The organism is Actinoplanes sp. NPDC048967, from assembly GCF_040649415.1.
Lineage (GTDB): Bacteria > Actinomycetota > Actinomycetes > Mycobacteriales > Micromonosporaceae > Actinoplanes.
This window is the reverse complement of sequence record NZ_JBEZFL010000009.1, coordinates 97,918-114,571: the sequence shown is the minus strand read 5'-3', so window position 1 is coordinate 114,571 and position 16,654 is coordinate 97,918. Positions and strand designations below refer to the sequence as shown.

Here is a 16,654-nt window from a genome sequence, read left to right as displayed (position 1 = left end):
GCTGCTCAGCGGCCACGACGCGGACGGCGCCGCGAGGGTCAACGGCCCGGTCAACCGCTGGTACGGCGGAATGGTCCACGAACTGGGCCACGCTTTCGGTCTGCCCGACGCCACGTCGACCGACGGCACCTGCATGTCGGCCTCGCTCTACGACTACCCCGACTGCACCTTCAGCCAGACCCAGAAGAACGGCATCCTCAACGGTCCGTTCGCCAGTTTCCTGTCCTGAGGAACGTCGAAACCTCGCGACCAGCAGCGGCGCCACCGTCGAAGTGTATTTGTCGATATCGATGTGCAGGGTTGTTAACAACACGCCGACGCTCTACCGTTGACAACGATGTCAGTCGATGAAGCACGGTGAACGGCGCTCGGCTCGACAGGCGCTTGTTGCTGCCTTCATCGCACGCACCGTCCGGTCATTCACATCCGATTCCCCCATCGGTCGACAAGAGGAGGTGTCTTCCCCGCCGCTGTCGACGAAACCCCTCAGCGTCACCATCCCCACCGGTGCGCGTTCCGCACGCGTGCCCAGCGAAAGGCACTCGGATGACACGTAGCAAGCGCCTCGGCGCAGCTGTCAGCATCGCCGTTCTGGCGGCCACCGCCCTGGCATCTGCCCCCGCCTCCGCCTCCTCCCCCGCCACGTTCCAGTTCCCCGAGAACGCCCGCCGGCAGATTCCGCTCGTTCAGGCAGCCAGCGCCATCCGCAGGGAGATCGAGCGCAACGCCTACCCCGGGTACGCCGGGATCGAGCTTCAGGACAAGCAGGTCGTCGTGTGGTGGAAGGGCGCACTACCCACCCGGATCAAGCAGACGATCGCCACCTCGCGGTCGATCGCCCCCGTGCGAGTCGGCGCGGCCGAGAACTCCCTGAGTGAGCTGCGGGCCGCGGGCGCCAGACTGCGTTCGGCGTACGCCGCACAGCAGCCAAGGATCAAGTACGCCGTGGACGGCAGCAAAATCGTCGTTGCCACAAGCGCGCGGACGGGCGCCACCCGGCTGGCCCCGGAGGTCGGGGTACCGGTCGAAGTTGTCGACCAGGGCGCGAAGGTGCTGACCAGCAGGCGCGACGACTGGGCGCCCTGGAAGAGCGGCGCCGACCAGATCAACGGCAATTCCCGCTGCACGACCGGCTTCCCCGTGCGCAACGGCAACAACGAACGGTTCATCCTGACCGCCGGACACTGCGGCAGCAACGGCAATCAGATCCGCGACGGCGCCGGCGAATTCATCGGTACGTTCACCGCCGACAACGACGGCCACGACATCGCCCTGATCAGCACCCCGGGCAACGTGGACAACGTCATGTACGTCGGCGGACTGGACAGCAACGCCGTCACCACCGTCGCCGGGTGGGACTGGACGTTCCCCGGCGAGTACCTCTGCCAGTCCGGCGGATCCTCCGCCCGCGACATCGGCGGTCCCGTGTGCGGACTGCGGGTCGAGAAGTACAACACCGACCCGGGCGACGCCGTCGAGGCGCGCCAGGTGGACGGCCAGCCGGCGGTGCGCGGAGGCGACAGCGGCGGGCCTGTCTACGGCCCGGGCGCGAACGGCACAGTGATCGCCAAGGGCATCAACAACTACACCTACGTCGGCAACAACACCATCCTGGGCTTCCAGGACTTCGGCACCGCGACTCGCGACTACGGCATCTGGATCGTGGAGTAGCACCGCGACCCGTGAACGCGACCGGCTCTCATCGTTGCTGTCACGCCGCGTGGCCGTCAGCGCCCTGCGGTCACGACGGCGTGGCGGTCATCGATGAGCGCAGCAGCGACTCCGGCCGGCACAGCACGGTGACGCGATACGACAGGCCGACGTTGGACCAGATCTGGCCCCGCAGCGTGAGGCAGATGCCGACCCGGTCGTCGTGCTCGGGGTGCTCGAAGAAATCCGCCCGCGGGTCCGCGATCGCGCCGACCAGACCTTGCGTGCCCTGCGTGGTGCCCGGCACCTGGAGCAGGCCGACGACAACTTGCACCTCGGCGTCGTCGAGTTCGAGAACGGAGTACCAGTGGGTGTCAGGCAGAAACAGTTGGGAGTCGACGGCGCGCCGCTGGTAACGCGGTCCCATCATTCCGGATGCCGGGTCGGGGATGTCGCCGATCCAGGCCGTCCCGGCGAAGTCGGTGCGCAGCCGCTGAGCGTCGGAGGGAAACACCGTAACGAGCGTGTCGAGGCGGGGCTGGGCGGCGAGGTAAACGGATGCGTCGGTCACGACCGCACTCTAATCTGCCGCATGTCGGCCCTCCGGCATTGCGCCGCAGACTCGCGCCTCGAGCGTTCGGGGCGGCGTAGCACCGCCCCGAACGCCGGCCGCTTCCCAGGTCGAGGTCAGGAGTAGATCGCGAACCTCTCCCACGCGCCCGCCACGCCCGACCGGGCGCGCAGGCGGTTGTGGTTCTCGCCGGTGTCACCGTACTCAGCCGCGACGTACGGCCGGCTGCCGTTCTCATGCCAGCCCTGAAGGTTGAACCAGGTGTCCGGCAACTGGGTCAGGAAGAACAGTTCGTAGATGTCGACCTTCTCGCCACGGGCGCGCAGCAGACCGTTGTCGCCACCGGCCAGCGTGAAGTCCGCGGTGACATAGCGCCATCCCAGCGACGGCTCGCCCTCGACCGGAGCCTGGAAGTAGTACGCGCCGGTGGCCGAGTTGCGGCACCGGTAGAGCCACTCCCACTTACCGACCGTATCGGCCCGGGCCCGCAGCATGGCGTGCTGGTTGCCGGTGTGCTTCCATTCCACCGAAACGTACTTCGTCTCGCCGGCCGGCGTACGGAACGCCAGGTACACCCAGCTACACGAGTCGAGCTGGTTGACGGTGCGGATGCCGAGTCGCTTGTGGTCGGCGGCGGACAGGGTCCCGTAACCGGTTGGTGGCGCGCTCACGATCGACTCGGCCGACGCCGCGCGTACACCGCCCAGCAGCGCGACACCCGCCGCGACGGTCACCACGGCGATCCGGGCCATGCATCGGTGCATTGCGGCCGCCCTTGCCATCTTCGATCTCGTCATCCTTCTCTCCATTCGTCGCCAGGCCTTGCCGTCGAGCTTGGGGCGTCGATTCCCGGTGACGCTGAAGTTAGGACGAATTCGGACGCCGACATCGGGTGCCGACATCGGGTCCGTTATGGGGCAGATACGCGAACTGTCCGGTGGGCACCATCGCCGGGTGGCAAGTGGCTAGCCTCGACATCGAGACATCGAACTCGATTCTTGGGGGTGCGATGCCGCTGTCGAAGGACGCGTTGACGGCGCCGCCCGATCCGACACGGGCCGGCAGCCTCGACGATCTGGTCGAGCGGATGCGCCTGCTGAAGGTCTGGGCCGGTAACCCCTCGTACGAGACGATCAAGGACCGGGTCAACGTGGCCTGGACCGCGGCGGGCCGACCGGTCGCCGAGCTGGTGTGCAAGTCCACCGTCGCGTACTGCTTCCGGCCCGGCCGGCGGCGCCTGGACACCGATCTGGTGGTCGCGGTGGTCCGGGCGCTGCACCCGGACACCGGGTACGTGACCCAGTGGCGTCAGGCGTTGCGCGTGATCGGCGGGGAGATCGAGGCGGTGTCCCAGGTCCGGGTGCAGGACAGCCTGCCGCAGGACCTGGCCGGGTTCACCGGCCGCACCGAAGAACTCGACCGGCTCCGCCACGCGGTACGAGGCGGACAGGCGGTGGTGATCTCCGCGATCGAGGGGATGGCCGGGGTCGGCAAGACCCAACTCGCCGTGCACGCCGGGCACCTGCTCCACCAACAGCAGCCGTTCGAGCGGGTGCTGTTCGTCAACCTACGCGGTTTCGATCCTGACCCGGCCCTGCCACCGGCCGATCCGGCCGCGGTCCTGGACGGGTTCCTGCGCCTGCTCGGGATGCCCGGCCAGCAGATCCCGCACACCCTCGACGCGCGCGCCGCCGCCTACCGCGACCGGCTCACCGGCGTGCGGGCTCTGGTGGTGCTGGACAACGCCGCCACCACCGAACAGGTCCGCCCGCTGCTGCCGGCCACACCGGGGTGTCTCACCCTGGTCACCAGCCGGCGCAGTCTGGCCGACCTGCACCCCACGACCCACCTCACCGTGGACGCGTTCACCCCCGACGAGGCCCTGGCGTATCTCGCCCAGGCCGTCCCCGCGGTTCCCGCCGGTGCCGACCTGCAGGCCGCCGCCCGTATCGCCCGGTGCTGCGGCTACCTGCCGCTGGCCCTGAGCCTGATCGCCGGGCACGTCCGTAACACGCCGGGCTGGACGTTGACCGACCACGCCGACCGGCTCGACGAACGCCACCACCAGCGGCGCCTGGACACCGGCGTCGAACTCGCCCTGAACCTGTCCTACCAGCACCTGCCCGGCGACCAGCGGCGGCTGCTGCGTCTGCTCGCCCTGCACCCCGGCCAGGATTCCGACGCTTACGCCGCCGCCGCTCTCGCCGACACCGACCTCGCCACGACCCGGACTCTTCTCGGCAATCTGCATCGCGACCACCTGTTGCAACAGAACACACCGGGCCGCTACACGTTCCATGACCTCATCCGGGCCTATGCCACCAGCCGCGCCGCGGACGAAGATCCACCACTTGCTCGCCGGGTTGCGCTGACCCGTCTGTTCGACCACTGCCTCGGCACAGCCGCGGCCGCCATGAACGCCCTGTACCCGGCCGAGGCCTCCCGCCGGCCACGGATTCCTCCGGCCGGAACCCCGGTCCCGGACCTGGCCGACCCGCGAGCCGCCCTCGCCTGGCTGGACATCGACCGCACCACCCTGGTCGCGATCGCCACGCACACCGCCACCCACGGCTGGGCGACCCACACCACGCGGCTGTCCCGCGTCCTGCATCGGTACTTCATCACCAACGGCCATCTCATCGACGCTCTGACGGTGCACGGCCACGCGTGCGACGCCGCCCGGCGCACCGGTGACCCGGCCGCGCAAGGTCATGCCCTGACATTCCTCGGCGGCATCTGTGGCCAGCTCGGACGATACGAGACCGCTGTCGTACACCTTCGACAAGCTCTGGCCCTGCACCGCAAGGCCGGCGACCTGACAGGCGAGGCAGGCGCCCTGAACAACCTCGGCAACGTCGAGCAACTGCTGGGCGACTACCGTGCCGCCGGCGAGCACATCGCGCAGGCCCTGGCCCTGCATCGCAAGGCCGGCGACCTGGTGGGCGAAGCAGGCGACCTTAACAACCTCGGTATCGTCGAGCAGCTGCTGGGCAACCATTCCCTGGCTGCCGATCACCTTCAGCAGGCCCTGACGCTGTTCCGGCAGGTCGGCAACCGCGTCGGCGAGGCGAGCGCGCTGACCAATCTCGGCCAGGGCGAGAAGGCACTACGCCGGTACGCCCAGGCCGCCGAGTACCTCCAGGAGGCCCTGAGCCTGCGCCGGCAGGCCGGCTACCGCCTCGGCGAAGGCTGGACGCTGGACAGCCTCGGCGCTCTGCATGTCGGTCTGGCCCAGCCCCGCGAAGCGACAGAGCACTATCACCGGGCCCTGGCCATCTTCCGCGAGACCGGCGACCGGCCCGGTGAAGCCTCAGCGCTCAACGGTCTCGGGGAAGCCGCCCACCGCGCCGGCGGCCCCGCCGAAGCGCTCACCCACCACACCGCCGCCCACAGCGCCGCCACCGCCATCGGTTCTCCCGCAGAGCTGGCTCGGGCCCACACCGGCCTCGGTCACGCCCACCGCACACTCCGCGATCCCGTCCGCGCCCGCCACCACTACCAACACGCCCTCACCATCTACGCCGACCTCGGCCTGCCCGAAGCCGACCAGATCCGCACCCACCTCACCGCCCTGGACCTCACCGCGACCGGCCGCGGTTGATCCTCACCCGGACGCCCCGGGTCAGACGTTGTCGCGCCGTGGCGTCCAGCAACGCACCCGGTCAGTGGCCGTCCGGCGGCTCCGGATGGGTCCCGTCGCGCGAGTTGAGGTGCCGGCGGAGGAAGCAGGACAGGAGCTGCCTGAACTCGTACGGGTGCTCGATGGCCGGCACGTGACCACATCGGCCGAGCACGTGCAGACGGACGTCGGCCAGGTGTCCGAGCAACGGCAGCGCTGCCGTCCCGAGCGGGGTGACCCGGTCGTCGGCGCCGTGCACGAGCAGCACCGGCGCGCGGACCGCTGTCAGCGTCTGCGCCGAGAGGGTGAGCTCGTCGGCCCATCGGGCCCTGGGTGGAGGGAACAATGACGCGAAGGTGACCGCCCCCGCTCGCATCGCAGCTGCCCGGGCCTCGACGGCCGCATCGGTCACGAGCGCCCGGTCGAGGACGAGGCGGCCCAGCATGTCCCGGGCCCCGACCGGATCGGCGGGGGCGGCCCAGATCGCGTCGAGCTCGGCGGACAGCGGCGCCCCGGGGGCGCCCATCGTCGAGACCGCCACGACACAGGTGACTTGCCGGGGGCGCGCGACGGCCAACGCCAGCGCCACGGCACCGCCCATGGAGTGGCCCACCACGGCGTAGTGCTCGTGACCGAGAGCGTCCATCAGGCTCGCGGCCTGTTCCGTCCACAGCCGGAGCCCGCCCCGGGAGCCCGCCGGGATCGGGGTGCGGCCGAACCCCGCCTGGTCAGGAGCAACCAGATGCCAGGACGGGCCCAGCGCCTGCGCGGTCGTCGTCCAGGCGCCGGACCCGGTCGTCCCGGGTCCGGAGCCGTGCAGCATCAGCACTGCCGGCCCGGTGCCGCCCGCCAGGACGTGGACAGGGGAACCGTCGACTGTGACGGTCCGAAGTTCTGTCACCGGGGCCGGCCAGGCGTGCTCATGCCGGTGCGGAGCCGACGGACTTCGAGAACAGCTCCATCATCGCCCGGCCGAACTGCGGCATGTCGGGCCATCCCCGGCAGGAGACGAGGTTGCCGTCCACGACGTCGGGGGCGTCGATGACCGTCGCGCCCGCGTTTTCCATGTCACCTGTGATCGGCGGGAAGCATGCCGTCTTCCGACCCTTCAGCAGGCCGTACACCGCCGGCACCTGCGCGCCGTGGCACACCAGCGCGATGGGGAGGTTGCGCGCGAAGAAGTGCTCGGTGATGCGCCTGACGTCGGCGTCGACCCGGATCCACTCGGGGGCCCGTCCCCCGGGGATGATGAGGGCGTCATAGCGCTCGACGTCGACCTCGGCCCAGGGCACGTCGACCGGCAGCTTCCGGCCGTTCTTCTCCACGTAGGCGTCGGAGTTCGGGTCGAACTCGTGGATGACCAGTTGCACGTCACGCAGCGTCCGTGACGAGACGTCGACGTCCCAGCCGCCCTCCTGCACGCGATAGTAGGGATACATGGTGTCGAGCTCCTCGGCGGCGTCGCCGGTCAGGAGCAGCGCTCTGGGCACCTGCTTCTCCTCGCATCTGGGGGGCGCGTGAGGTTAGATCCAATCCGATCTGATCCGATTGAGTCAGCATTGCTCGGGCCGGCACGCCCGTCAAGCCTCTGCCGCCATTCCGTCCGCGTCCTTGACCTCGTCGAACAATCGCCGGAAACGATCACCGGACCGCAGGATGTGCCGGCGCATCGCGTAGGCGGCCGCATCGGGGTCACGCGCGGCGATCGCGGCCACGACCTGCTCGTGCTCGGCCATGGCCAGGTGGGTGACCTGGGTGTCGTGGTGCAGCCGGAACAGGTGCACGTGGCTGTGCAGGCGGGCGAGCGCCTCACGGATGATCTGGTTCTCCGCGCTCAGGGCCACGAGATCGTGAAAAGCGGCGTCGCGTAACCCGAAGGCGCCATAGGCCGTGGGCCCGCTGCCGCCCTCCAGCTCCGCCATCTCCGCCAGCATTCGCCGCAGACCAGCCACCTGCTGCAACGATGCGCGTTCGGCGGATCTGCGCGCCGCCGCCGGCTCGAGGAGCAGGCGGATCTCGAGCATGTCCTCGAACCGGTGCCGGGTGATCTGGGGAGGAATGCGGTAGCCGGCATGCGGCACGCGCACGACCAGGCCCTCGGCCTCCATGCGGTTGAGAGCGTCCCGGATCGGCGTCTGCGAGACCCCCAGCTCCCGCGCCAGGACGTCGATCGTGACCCGGGAGCCGGGCTCGATCCGTAGTGACATCAGCTGTCCGAGCAGCGTGTCGTACACCTCGTCGGCCAGCCGGCCATGAGCTCGGCCCGGCGGCGTCCCGCCCGCCATGGCGCCACGGTCGCGCGCGATCACCGCTTCGTCGTCCATCGTGACGTGAGGTCCTTTCTTGCGTCCCGGCGAACCTGTTGACATCGATCACAACGCTGCGACATGCTGACGCCCTCACCGGATCGTATAGGAAATTCGGCGGTCGCTCGCCATCGCGGAACCGCCCGCCATCGCTCTACTTCGATCGTCGCGAGCTCCCTCCCGGTCTGCGGGCCGGCCCTCCCGACAGCCCGCGGAACGCCTGAAAACCAGCAACTGCTCGGCGATGCACCTGGCGAGGCCCTAGCAGTCCTTACCCAGAAAGCAGGCAAGAAGATGCGGTATCCGAAGCGAACAGGACCGCCCGTTCCGGGTCGAAGAGTGCGGTTGGCGACGGCGGCCCTGCTGCTGCTGACCATGACCACGGCGGCTTGCGGCGACAGCCAGGACGACGACGCGAAGGCGAGCGCCCCCAAGGCCCCGGCGGCCATCCCCGAGCTCACCAAGGACCCGCTGACCCTGAGCTTCATCTGGTTCGAGTGGCCCCCCGCCCAAGCGTTGGAGGCCTTCGCGAACGAGGAGTACAAGAAAGAGCGACCCAACGCGACCATCAAGGTCAACACCGTACCGAACGCGAACTGGCACGACGCGATGTTCACCCAGTTCGCCGCGCGCAAGACCGACTTCGACATCGCGATCCTGGACTCGCAGCACATCGGCGAGGCCGTGACGAACGGCAACATTCTCGACCTCACCGACTTCGTCAAGTCGAACATCGACGTCCAGGCCTACAACCCGTACCTGCTGGCCGCCTACGGCCAGTTCCCGCAGGCGGAGACCGGCAAGCGCGACGAGAACGCCAGCCTGTACGGACTGCCGCTGCTCGGCGACACCTGGACGATGATCTACCGCAAGGACCTGATCGGCGAGAAGCCACCGCGGACCTGGGACGAGATGATCGCAGCCGCCGAGAAGTGCCAGGCGGACAACCCTGGCGTCAGCGGGCTGGCTTTCCACCAGGCCAACGGCTCCGACGCCGCGGCCGTCACCTACAACACGGTCAACGGCGTCTACGGCGGCAACCTCTGGGACGCCGGGACCCGCAAAATCGAGGGCGTCATCAACGACCCGGCGGGCCAGGAGGCGATGGACGTCCTGGTCAACAAGATGAAGCCGCTGACCGCCAAGGGCTCCGGCAACTGGTTCATCGACGAGGTGAACGCGACGGTCGCCCAGGGCAAGGCCTGCATCGCGTTCAACTGGATCGCCGCGAGCGGCGGCCTGCTCGACCCGAAGCAGTCGACGCTCGGCACCACGCGCAAGCAGATTCTCGACAAGCTGGGTTTTGCCACCCTGCCGAGCCAGAAGACGGACCTGGTGCCTCTCGGCGGCATGGGGATGCACGTGTCGGCCTACTCCCCCAAGGCCAACCAGGCCGAGGCCCTGAACTTCATGAAGTGGTTCGAGCGGGCTGACATCCAGAAGAAGTGGGCCGCCGCCGGCGGTGTGCCATCGCGTACGGACGCCCTGGCGTCGCCCGAGTTCCTCAATGCCGGGCCGTTCAACCAGGTGTACGCCGACTCGGTGCCGCGGATGCGGGACATGTGGAACGTGCCTGAGTACGCGCGCCTCGTCGACATCGAGAACACCAACGTCAACGCGGCTCTCAACGGCGCGAAGAAGCCGAAGGACGCGCTCGACGACATCGCCAAGGAGCAGCAGAGCGTGCTCGACTCCAGCGGCCGCAAGGGCGGCGGCGGACTGTGAGTGACGCCGTCCCCTTGACGACCGACCGCCCCGAGCAGGTGACGCCGGCGGCGCCGCCTGCCCGGGGCCGGTCCCGCCGGTTGAGCGACCGCGGGCTCGCCGTGGCCTTCATCGCCCCGGCGCTGCTGCTGTTGCTCGCGATGTCGGTGTTCCCGTTGCTGTGGGCGTTGTACCTGTCCTTCACCGACTACTCGGCCACCCGCGGCGGGCCCGCGAACTTCATCGGGTTCGGGAACTACACCGCCATCCTGACGTCGGCCCAGGTCCACCTGAGGGCCTTGACGACGCTGATCTACGTGGTCGGCGCGGTCGGTCTGCAGACCGTGCTCGGTTTCACCATCGCCTACCTGATCTCACGGCGTACGCACGGGCGAGGACTGCTGACCACACTGTTCCTGGTTCCGATGATGCTGTCGCCGGTCGTGGTCGGGCTGTTCTGGCGATTCATGCTCGACGCGCAGTTCGGCGTGGTCAACAGCATGCTCGGCTCGCTCGGCCTCGGGCAGGTCGAGTGGCTCACCCGGCAGCGGACGGCGTTGATCTCCCTGATCGTGGTCGACACCTGGCAATGGACGCCGTTCATCATGCTCATCGCCCTCGCCGGCCTCACCGCAGTGCCCAAGTACCTGTACGAGGCGGCCTCCATCGACCGGGCATCCGAGTGGTTCCGGTTCCGCACCATCACTCTGCCGCTGGTGTGGCCGCTGCTCCTCATCGCCGTGTTGTTCCGGTCCATCGAGGCCTTCCGCCTGTTCGACCTCGTCTACATCCTCACCAGCGGAGGTCCGGGGGTCTCCACCGAGACGTTGTCGTTCCACGTCTACAAGGTCGCGTTCCTCGGCTTCAACACCGGAACCGCCTCGGCGTACGGAATCCTCATGGTCCTGGTCGTCATCGTCCTCACGCAGCTCTACCTGCGCTACCTGAACAAGCTCAAGGAGGACTGATGGCCCTCTCCGTCGGCGAGGCCGTGTCCACAGGCCCGGTCCAGGATCACGATCCTCCCCCGCGCCGCCGTGGCGGCCGGGGCCGATCCGTGCTGGAGGTCGCGCTGCTGACCGTACTGGCCGTGGTGATGCTCTTTCCGGTGCTGTGGATGATCGAGACGTCCATCAAGGAGAACCGGGACGTCTACGCCATCCCGGCCAAGTTCATCGACTTCAAGGTCACCGTGGACCACTACAAGGACGTGTTCGTCGCCTCCGGCGGCGGTCGTTCGACCTTGTCCGGCTCGTTCCTCAACTCCGTCATAGTCGCCGGCGTCTCCACGGTGCTGGCCACCGTGCTGGGCGTTCCGGCGGCCTGGGCCTACTCCCGCTTCGACCTGAGGGCCAAGAAGGACCAACTGTTCTTCATCCTGTCCACCCGCTTCATGCCGCCCGTGGTGGTCGTCGTCCCGATCTTCCTCATGTACCGCCAGGTCGGACTCATCGACAGCGCGCTCGGCCTGATTCTCATCTACACCGCGTTCAACGTCCCGTTCACGATCTGGATGATGAAGGGGTTCGTCGACGAGGTACCCGCGGAGTACGAGGATGCCGCCATGCTCGACGGCTACACCCGCTTGCAGGCGTTCCGGAAGTTCACCCTTCCCCTGCTCGTGCCCGGCATCGCCGCGACGGCCGTCTTCGCACTCATCTTCTCGTGGAACGAGTTCGTCTTCGCCATCTTCCTCACCTCCAGCGACGACGTCCGGACCGCGCCACCCGCCATCGCCGGGCTCATCGGCGGCACCACTGTGGACTGGGGTCTCGTGGCCGCCTCGTCCGTGGTGTTCGCCCTGCCGGTGCTCGTCTTCGCCTACCTGGTGCGCAAGCACCTCGTCGCCGGTGTGACGCTCGGGGCGGTGCGACGCTGATGGCCGGCATCGAGGTGACCGGGCTGCACAAACGCTACCCGGACGGGACAGTCGCAGTTGAGCACGTGGACCTGTCCATCGCTGACGGCGAGCTGTTCGTGATGCTCGGCCCATCGGGTTGCGGCAAGACGACCACCCTGCGGGCCATAGCCGGCCTGGAACGGCAGACGACGGGCGACATCCACATCGGCGCCACGCTGGTCAACGACCTGCCACCCGCCGAACGCGACATCGCCATGGTGTTCCAGTTCTACGCCCTCTACCCGCACCTGAGAACCCGCGACAACCTGGCGTTCCCACTGCGGGCCGAGGGACTGCCCAAGGCGGAGGTCCGTGAGCGGGTCGACGAGGCCGCCCGGCTGATGCGGCTCGGTCCGCTGTTGAACCGGCGACCGCGCCAGTTGTCCGGCGGGGAGCAGCAGCGCGTCGCGCTCGCTCGCGCCCTGGTGCGACGACCGCGCGCCTTCCTCATGGACGAACCGCTCACCAATCTGGACGCGGAGCTGAGGGCCGACATGCGTACGGAGATCAAGCACCTGCAGGGACAGCTGGGGACGACGATGGTCTACGTCACCCACGACCAGGTCGAGGCGATGTCGCTCGGTCACCGGATCGCCATCCTCAACAGGGGCCGCGTCGAGCAGATCGGTACGCCGCTGGAGGTCTACGACCGTCCGGTGAGTCTTTTTTGCGCCGCGTTCATCGGTTCCCCACCGATGAACCTGATCGAGGTGGAGGTGGCCGACGGGAAGCTGCGCGGGCAAGGCGGACTGGCCCTCACGCCACCGCCGGGCCTGCCGCGCGACCGTCGCCTGGTCGCCGGCGTCCGGCCGGAGGCGCTGGAGGTGGCCGAGCCGGGGGCGGAAGATTCAGTACCGGCCCGCGTGGTCTCGGCGGAGTGGCTGGGCGACGAGATCATCTACGTGGTCGACCACGGCGGCCGGCGCGACGTACGGGTCCGGATGCCATCGACGGTCCGGTTCGCCGCTGACGCCAAGGTCGGGCTGCGGCACAGCGGCGGCGCCCCGGCGGTCTACGACGTGAGCACGGAAGAGCTGGTGGCCTGATGGGAACCGTGGCAGCGCACGGGCTGTGCAAGTCCTTCGGCAGGGTCCAGGCCCTGGACGGGGTGACGCTGGACGTGCCGGACGGCTCGTTCTTCGTCGTGCTCGGGCCCTCCGGGGCGGGCAAGACGACGACTCTGCGAGCGATCGCCGGCCTGGAGAAGCTTGACGCCGGGTCGGTGCATCTGGACGGGCGGGATGCGACCGGTGACGCTCCGGCCGTACGGGATCTGGCCATGGTCTTTCAGAACTACGCCCTCTATCCGCGGCACACGGTGTACGAGAACATCGCCTCGCCGCTGCGGGCACGCCGTTGTTCCTCGAGCGAGATCGCCGCTGCTGTCGAGCGGATCTCGAGCCTGCTGCACATCGAACGTCTGCTGCAGCGTCGCCCCGCGCAGTTGTCGGGCGGTGAGATGCAGCGCGTCGCCCTGGCCCGGGCGCTGGTCCGTAGCCCGCGCGCGTTTCTCATGGACGAGCCGTTGACGAACCTCGACCTCAAGCTCCGCGTCGAGATGCGCACCGAACTCACCCGCATCCACTCCAGCCTCGGCGCAACCTTCGTCTACGTGACCAACGACCAGGTCGAGGCCCTGTCCATGGCCGACCAGGTCGCGGTGCTCAGGGAGGGCAAGGTGCAACAGGTCGGAACGCCGGCCGAGGTGTACGAGCGGCCGGCCAACCAGTGGGTCGCCGGGTTCGTCGGAAGCCCACCGATCAGCCTGCTCGCCTGCCACGCCGAGGGAGATCGTCTGGTCGGCGCCCAAGGCTGGACGCTGCCGCGGCCCCGCTGGACCACGGCTGAGGACGGTCGTTCCCTGCTGCTGGGCCTGCGCGCGGAGGACCTGTCGGTCGAGCGGCGTGGGAACGCGTCATTGTCAGGTGAGCTCTACGAGCTCGAGCCGCTCGGTGACCGGACGGTGGTCGACGTCCGAGTGGGCACAGAGATCCTCAAGGTCAAGGCAAGACCCACCATCACCGGTACGCCGGGCGAGCGGCTGCTTGTCACGGTCGACCTGGACCGTGCGCACCTGTTCGACGCGGGCACCGGGCTGTCGCTGTCCGAGGCCGGGCGGTAGCCGCGATGAGTGATCCGATGGACGTCCTGGCCCCTGAAAACCGGCGGCTCCGGATCGGCGACGCCTGGCGCGACGCCGCGAGCGGAGCAACCTTTGCCGTCGAGGACCCGGCCACCGGCAAGACCATCGCCGAGGTGGCGGACGCCGGTGTTGATGACGGGCTCACCGCTCTGGACGCGGCCAGCGGGGCCATGGCGGAATGGGCGGCGACCCCGCCGCGGAAACGGTCGGAGTTGCTGACCGCGACGTACCGGGCCCTGACCGAGCGATCCGAGGAGGTCGCCCGGCTGATAACGCTCGAGATGGGCAAACCGCTCGCCGAGGCCCGGGCCGAGGTCGCCTACGGCGCCGAGTTCTTCCGGTGGTTCGCCGAGGAGGCGGTGCGCGTGGAGGGGCGCTACGGCACCGCTCCCGCAGGTGGATATCGCATTCTCACCGTGCCGAAGCCGGTCGGACCGTGCGTCTTCGTGACGCCCTGGAACTTTCCGCTGGCCATGGGTGCCCGCAAGATCGCTCCGGCGCTGGCGGCGGGCTGCACGACCATCACCAAGCCGGCGGCCCAGACGCCACTCACCATGCTGCTCCTGGCCCGCATCATGGAGCAGGTCGGCGTTCCCCCCGGCGTGGTCAACGTGGTGACCACCAAGCGTGCCGGCGAGGTGGTCTCAGCACTGCTGGCCGACAGACGGACCCGCAAGCTCTCGTTCACCGGGTCGACCGAGGTCGGGCGGGTGCTGCTCCGGCAGGCAGCGGACAACGTGCTGCGCACCTCCATGGAACTGGGCGGCAACGCGGCCTTGATCGTGTGTGCCGATGCCGACCTGGACGTCGCGGTCGACGGCGCCATGGTGGCCAAGATGCGCAACATCGGGGAGTCCTGCATCGCGGCCAACCGGATCTACGTCGAGGAGCCGGTACGCGAGGAGTTCACGGCACGCTTCGCCAAGCGGATGGGCGCGCTCTCGGTGGGTCATGGTCTCGACGTTGGCGTGCACGTCGGGGCGTTGATCGACGAGGCCGCGGTCACCAAGCTCGAGGAGCTCGTCGCCGACGCGGTCGGCCGCGGCGCCCGGGTCGTGGTGGGTGGCGGGCGTCCGGACGGGCCGGGCCACTTCTACCCGCCGACGGTGGTCGTCGACGTGCCCGCGGATGCCCGGATGCTGCGGACGGAGATCTTCGGTCCGGTGGCCCCGATCATCTCGTTCACCTCCGACGACGAGGTGCTGGCGAAGGCCAACGACACCGAGCACGGCCTGGTCGGATACGTCTTCACCCGGGACCTGCGGCGGGCGCTGCGGTTCACCGAGGGGCTGCAGACCGGGATGCTCGGCATCAACCGAGGTCTGATCTCGGACCCGTCGGCTCCGTTCGGCGGCGTCAAGCAGTCCGGGATCGGCAAGGAGGGATCGCACGAGGGCATCCTCGAGTACCTCGACGTCACCTACGCGGCGATCGACCTGCCGTGACCGGCCCGCTGCTCCAGGCGCCGCCAGAGAGGCACTGCCATGCTTGAGACCGTCCGCGGACCACGCCAGCTGATCGTGGGCGAAGGCGTCGCGCAGAACATCCCCCGACTGGTGGCCGAGAGCGGCTCACGGGTCCTCATCGTGACCGACCGGGTCCTGCTCGGGCAGCCGGGCGTGGCCGAGATCGTGGCCGCCGTGCGGCAGCAGGTCAAGGCCGTCGAGGTGTTCTCCGACGCGACTCCGGACGTGCCACTCACCGATGTCACCCTGGCCGTGTCGGCCGCCGCTGAGGTGGACGCCGACGTGATCCTGGCGATCGGCGGCGGCACGGTGATCGACCTGGCCAAGATCGTCGGCGTCATCCGCCGCCACGGCGGGACACCGCGCGACTACTACGGCGAGTCGAGGGTGCCGGGACCGACGCCTCCGCTGGTCGCGGTCCCGACGACCTCAGGCACCGGCTCGGAGCTCACCCCCGTCTCGGTGCTGACCGACCCGGACCGCGAGCTGAAAGTGGGGGTCTCCAGCGTCCACATCGTGCCCGACTTCGCCATCGTCGACCCCGAGCTCACCTACACGTGTCCGGCGAGCGTCACCGCCCACTCCGGCATCGACGCGTTCTGTCACGCGGTGGAGAGCTACACCGCGCGGCCCCGGCCCCACGGCCCCCGCGACCCGGTGGAGCAGGTGTTCCTCGGCCGCAACGCGATCACCGACCACTACGCGCTGCGGGCCGCGAAGCTGATCGCCCGCAGCTTGCGCCGCGCCGTCGAGGACGGAGGCGACACGAAGGCGCGCGCCGACATGTCCTACGGGTCCATGCTGGCCGGGATCGCGTTCTCCCACGCGGGCAACGCGGCCCCGCACGCCCTGCAGTACCCGATCGGCGCAGCCACGCACACGCCGCACGGCCTCGGCGTCGGGCTGCTCCTGCCCTACGCCCTGGACGCGGCCAAAGATGCCGTCGGCGACCGGCTGGCCATCCTGGCCCGGGTGTGCGGACTCGACGTGACCGGCGCCTCGGAGGCCGAGGCCGCCGACACGTTCCTCACCTGGCTCGACGGGCTGCTGGCCGACATCGGCATCCCGGCCACCCTGGCGGAGCTCGGCGTGGCCCGCGCCGAGCTCCCCCGCTTCGCGGAGATGGCCGGTGGCGTCACCCGCCTGATCCAGAACCATCCGGGCCCGACCGACACCGCCGGCCTGACCGCGATCCTGGAGGCGGCCTGGACCGGGGACCGCAGCCGGCCCGGCCTGACCGCGAGCCGGCCCGCTGACTGAGTGAACGTCCGGCACCGGGCGATCAGGTGCGGCAG

At 69.2% G+C, this 16,654-nt stretch carries 14 protein-coding genes; 9 read left to right on the top strand and 5 right to left on the bottom strand.

Features of this window, described 5'->3' with window-relative positions; all coding sequences use genetic code 11:
• The first annotated feature begins 546 nt into the window (after positions 1-546).
• On the top strand, positions 547-1,671 hold the full coding sequence (locus AB0C12_RS33285) for a peptidase (RefSeq protein ID WP_360553855.1): 1,125 nt from the start codon (positions 547-549) through the stop codon (positions 1,669-1,671).
• 70 nt (positions 1,672-1,741) lie between these two features.
• Here the strand turns inward: AB0C12_RS33285 and AB0C12_RS33280 are convergent, their stop codons facing one another.
• Complete coding sequence (locus tag AB0C12_RS33280) at positions 1,742-2,221, bottom strand: hypothetical protein (protein WP_360553854.1); 480 nt, start codon at positions 2,219-2,221, stop codon at positions 1,742-1,744.
• A gap of 116 nt (positions 2,222-2,337) precedes the next feature.
• A complete protein-coding gene (locus AB0C12_RS33275; RefSeq protein ID WP_360553853.1) occupies positions 2,338-2,973 on the bottom strand; it encodes a hypothetical protein in 636 nt (211 codons plus the stop codon).
• A 257-nt stretch (positions 2,974-3,230) separates the two neighbouring features.
• Between AB0C12_RS33275 and AB0C12_RS33270 the strand changes: the two genes are divergently transcribed.
• Entirely contained in the window at positions 3,231-5,822 is a 2,592-nt protein-coding gene (locus tag AB0C12_RS33270; RefSeq protein WP_360553852.1) for a tetratricopeptide repeat protein, read from the top strand.
• Between the two features lie 61 nt (positions 5,823-5,883).
• On the opposite strand, the gene AB0C12_RS33265 is transcribed toward AB0C12_RS33270, so the two are convergent.
• From AB0C12_RS33265 to AB0C12_RS33255, 3 genes are all read right to left on the bottom strand, one after another.
• Positions 5,884-6,663, bottom strand: coding sequence for an alpha/beta hydrolase (locus AB0C12_RS33265; RefSeq protein ID WP_360553850.1), 780 nt, complete (start codon positions 6,661-6,663; stop codon positions 5,884-5,886).
• 97 nt (positions 6,664-6,760) lie between these two features.
• Positions 6,761-7,330 carry a DJ-1/PfpI family protein gene (locus AB0C12_RS33260; protein WP_360553849.1) on the bottom strand — a complete coding sequence of 190 codons (570 nt, stop codon included), beginning with the start codon at positions 7,328-7,330 and terminating at the stop codon, positions 6,761-6,763.
• Positions 7,331-7,420: 90 nt separating this feature from the next.
• Positions 7,421-8,164, bottom strand: a complete 744-nt coding sequence (locus tag AB0C12_RS33255) for a GntR family transcriptional regulator (RefSeq protein WP_360553848.1) — start codon at positions 8,162-8,164, stop codon at positions 7,421-7,423.
• A 321-nt stretch (positions 8,165-8,485) separates the two neighbouring features.
• Between AB0C12_RS33255 and AB0C12_RS33250 the strand changes: the two genes are divergently transcribed.
• From AB0C12_RS33250 to AB0C12_RS33220, 7 genes are read left to right on the top strand one after another with little or no spacing between them, the layout of a single operon-like run.
• Positions 8,486-9,871 (top strand): extracellular solute-binding protein, encoded by a 1,386-nt coding sequence (locus AB0C12_RS33250; RefSeq protein ID WP_360553847.1) that lies wholly within the window; start codon positions 8,486-8,488, stop codon positions 9,869-9,871.
• A gap of 14 nt (positions 9,872-9,885) precedes the next feature.
• Entirely contained in the window at positions 9,886-10,818 is a 933-nt protein-coding gene (locus AB0C12_RS33245) for a sugar ABC transporter permease (RefSeq protein ID WP_360553846.1), read from the top strand.
• Positions 10,818-11,729: a carbohydrate ABC transporter permease gene (locus AB0C12_RS33240; protein WP_360553845.1), complete on the top strand. Its 912-nt coding sequence runs from the start codon at positions 10,818-10,820 to the stop codon at positions 11,727-11,729. Before AB0C12_RS33245 ends, AB0C12_RS33240 begins: the two co-directional genes overlap by 1 nt.
• On the top strand, positions 11,729-12,796 hold the full coding sequence (locus AB0C12_RS33235) for an ATP-binding cassette domain-containing protein (protein WP_360553843.1): 1,068 nt from the start codon (positions 11,729-11,731) through the stop codon (positions 12,794-12,796). Before AB0C12_RS33240 ends, AB0C12_RS33235 begins: the two co-directional genes overlap by 1 nt.
• Positions 12,796-13,872: an ABC transporter ATP-binding protein gene (locus tag AB0C12_RS33230; RefSeq protein ID WP_360553841.1), complete on the top strand. Its 1,077-nt coding sequence runs from the start codon at positions 12,796-12,798 to the stop codon at positions 13,870-13,872. The genes AB0C12_RS33235 and AB0C12_RS33230 overlap by 1 nt, the downstream gene beginning before the upstream one ends.
• Positions 13,873-13,877: 5 nt before the next feature.
• Positions 13,878-15,338: an NAD-dependent succinate-semialdehyde dehydrogenase gene (locus AB0C12_RS33225; protein WP_360553840.1), complete on the top strand. Its 1,461-nt coding sequence runs from the start codon at positions 13,878-13,880 to the stop codon at positions 15,336-15,338.
• Positions 15,339-15,377: 39 nt separating this feature from the next.
• Entirely contained in the window at positions 15,378-16,619 is a 1,242-nt protein-coding gene (locus tag AB0C12_RS33220; protein WP_360553838.1) for an iron-containing alcohol dehydrogenase, read from the top strand.
• The last annotated feature ends 35 nt before the right edge of the window (positions 16,620-16,654 follow it).

Coding starts and splice junctions, on each gene's coding strand:
- AB0C12_RS33285 (WP_360553855.1), top strand. CDS start 547: ATGACACGTAGCAAGCGCCTCGGCGCAGCTGTCAGCATCGCCGTTCTG.
- AB0C12_RS33275 (WP_360553853.1), bottom strand. CDS start 2,973: ATGGCCCGGATCGCCGTGGTGACCGTCGCGGCGGGTGTCGCGCTGCTG.
- AB0C12_RS33270 (WP_360553852.1), top strand. CDS start 3,231: ATGCCGCTGTCGAAGGACGCGTTGACGGCGCCGCCCGATCCGACACGG.
- AB0C12_RS33265 (WP_360553850.1), bottom strand. CDS start 6,663: ATGCTGCACGGCTCCGGACCCGGGACGACCGGGTCCGGCGCCTGGACG.
- AB0C12_RS33255 (WP_360553848.1), bottom strand. CDS start 8,164: ATGGACGACGAAGCGGTGATCGCGCGCGACCGTGGCGCCATGGCGGGC.
- AB0C12_RS33240 (WP_360553845.1), top strand. CDS start 10,818: ATGGCCCTCTCCGTCGGCGAGGCCGTGTCCACAGGCCCGGTCCAGGAT.
- AB0C12_RS33235 (WP_360553843.1), top strand. CDS start 11,729: ATGGCCGGCATCGAGGTGACCGGGCTGCACAAACGCTACCCGGACGGG.
- AB0C12_RS33230 (WP_360553841.1), top strand. CDS start 12,796: ATGGGAACCGTGGCAGCGCACGGGCTGTGCAAGTCCTTCGGCAGGGTC.
- AB0C12_RS33225 (WP_360553840.1), top strand. CDS start 13,878: ATGAGTGATCCGATGGACGTCCTGGCCCCTGAAAACCGGCGGCTCCGG.
- AB0C12_RS33220 (WP_360553838.1), top strand. CDS start 15,378: ATGCTTGAGACCGTCCGCGGACCACGCCAGCTGATCGTGGGCGAAGGC.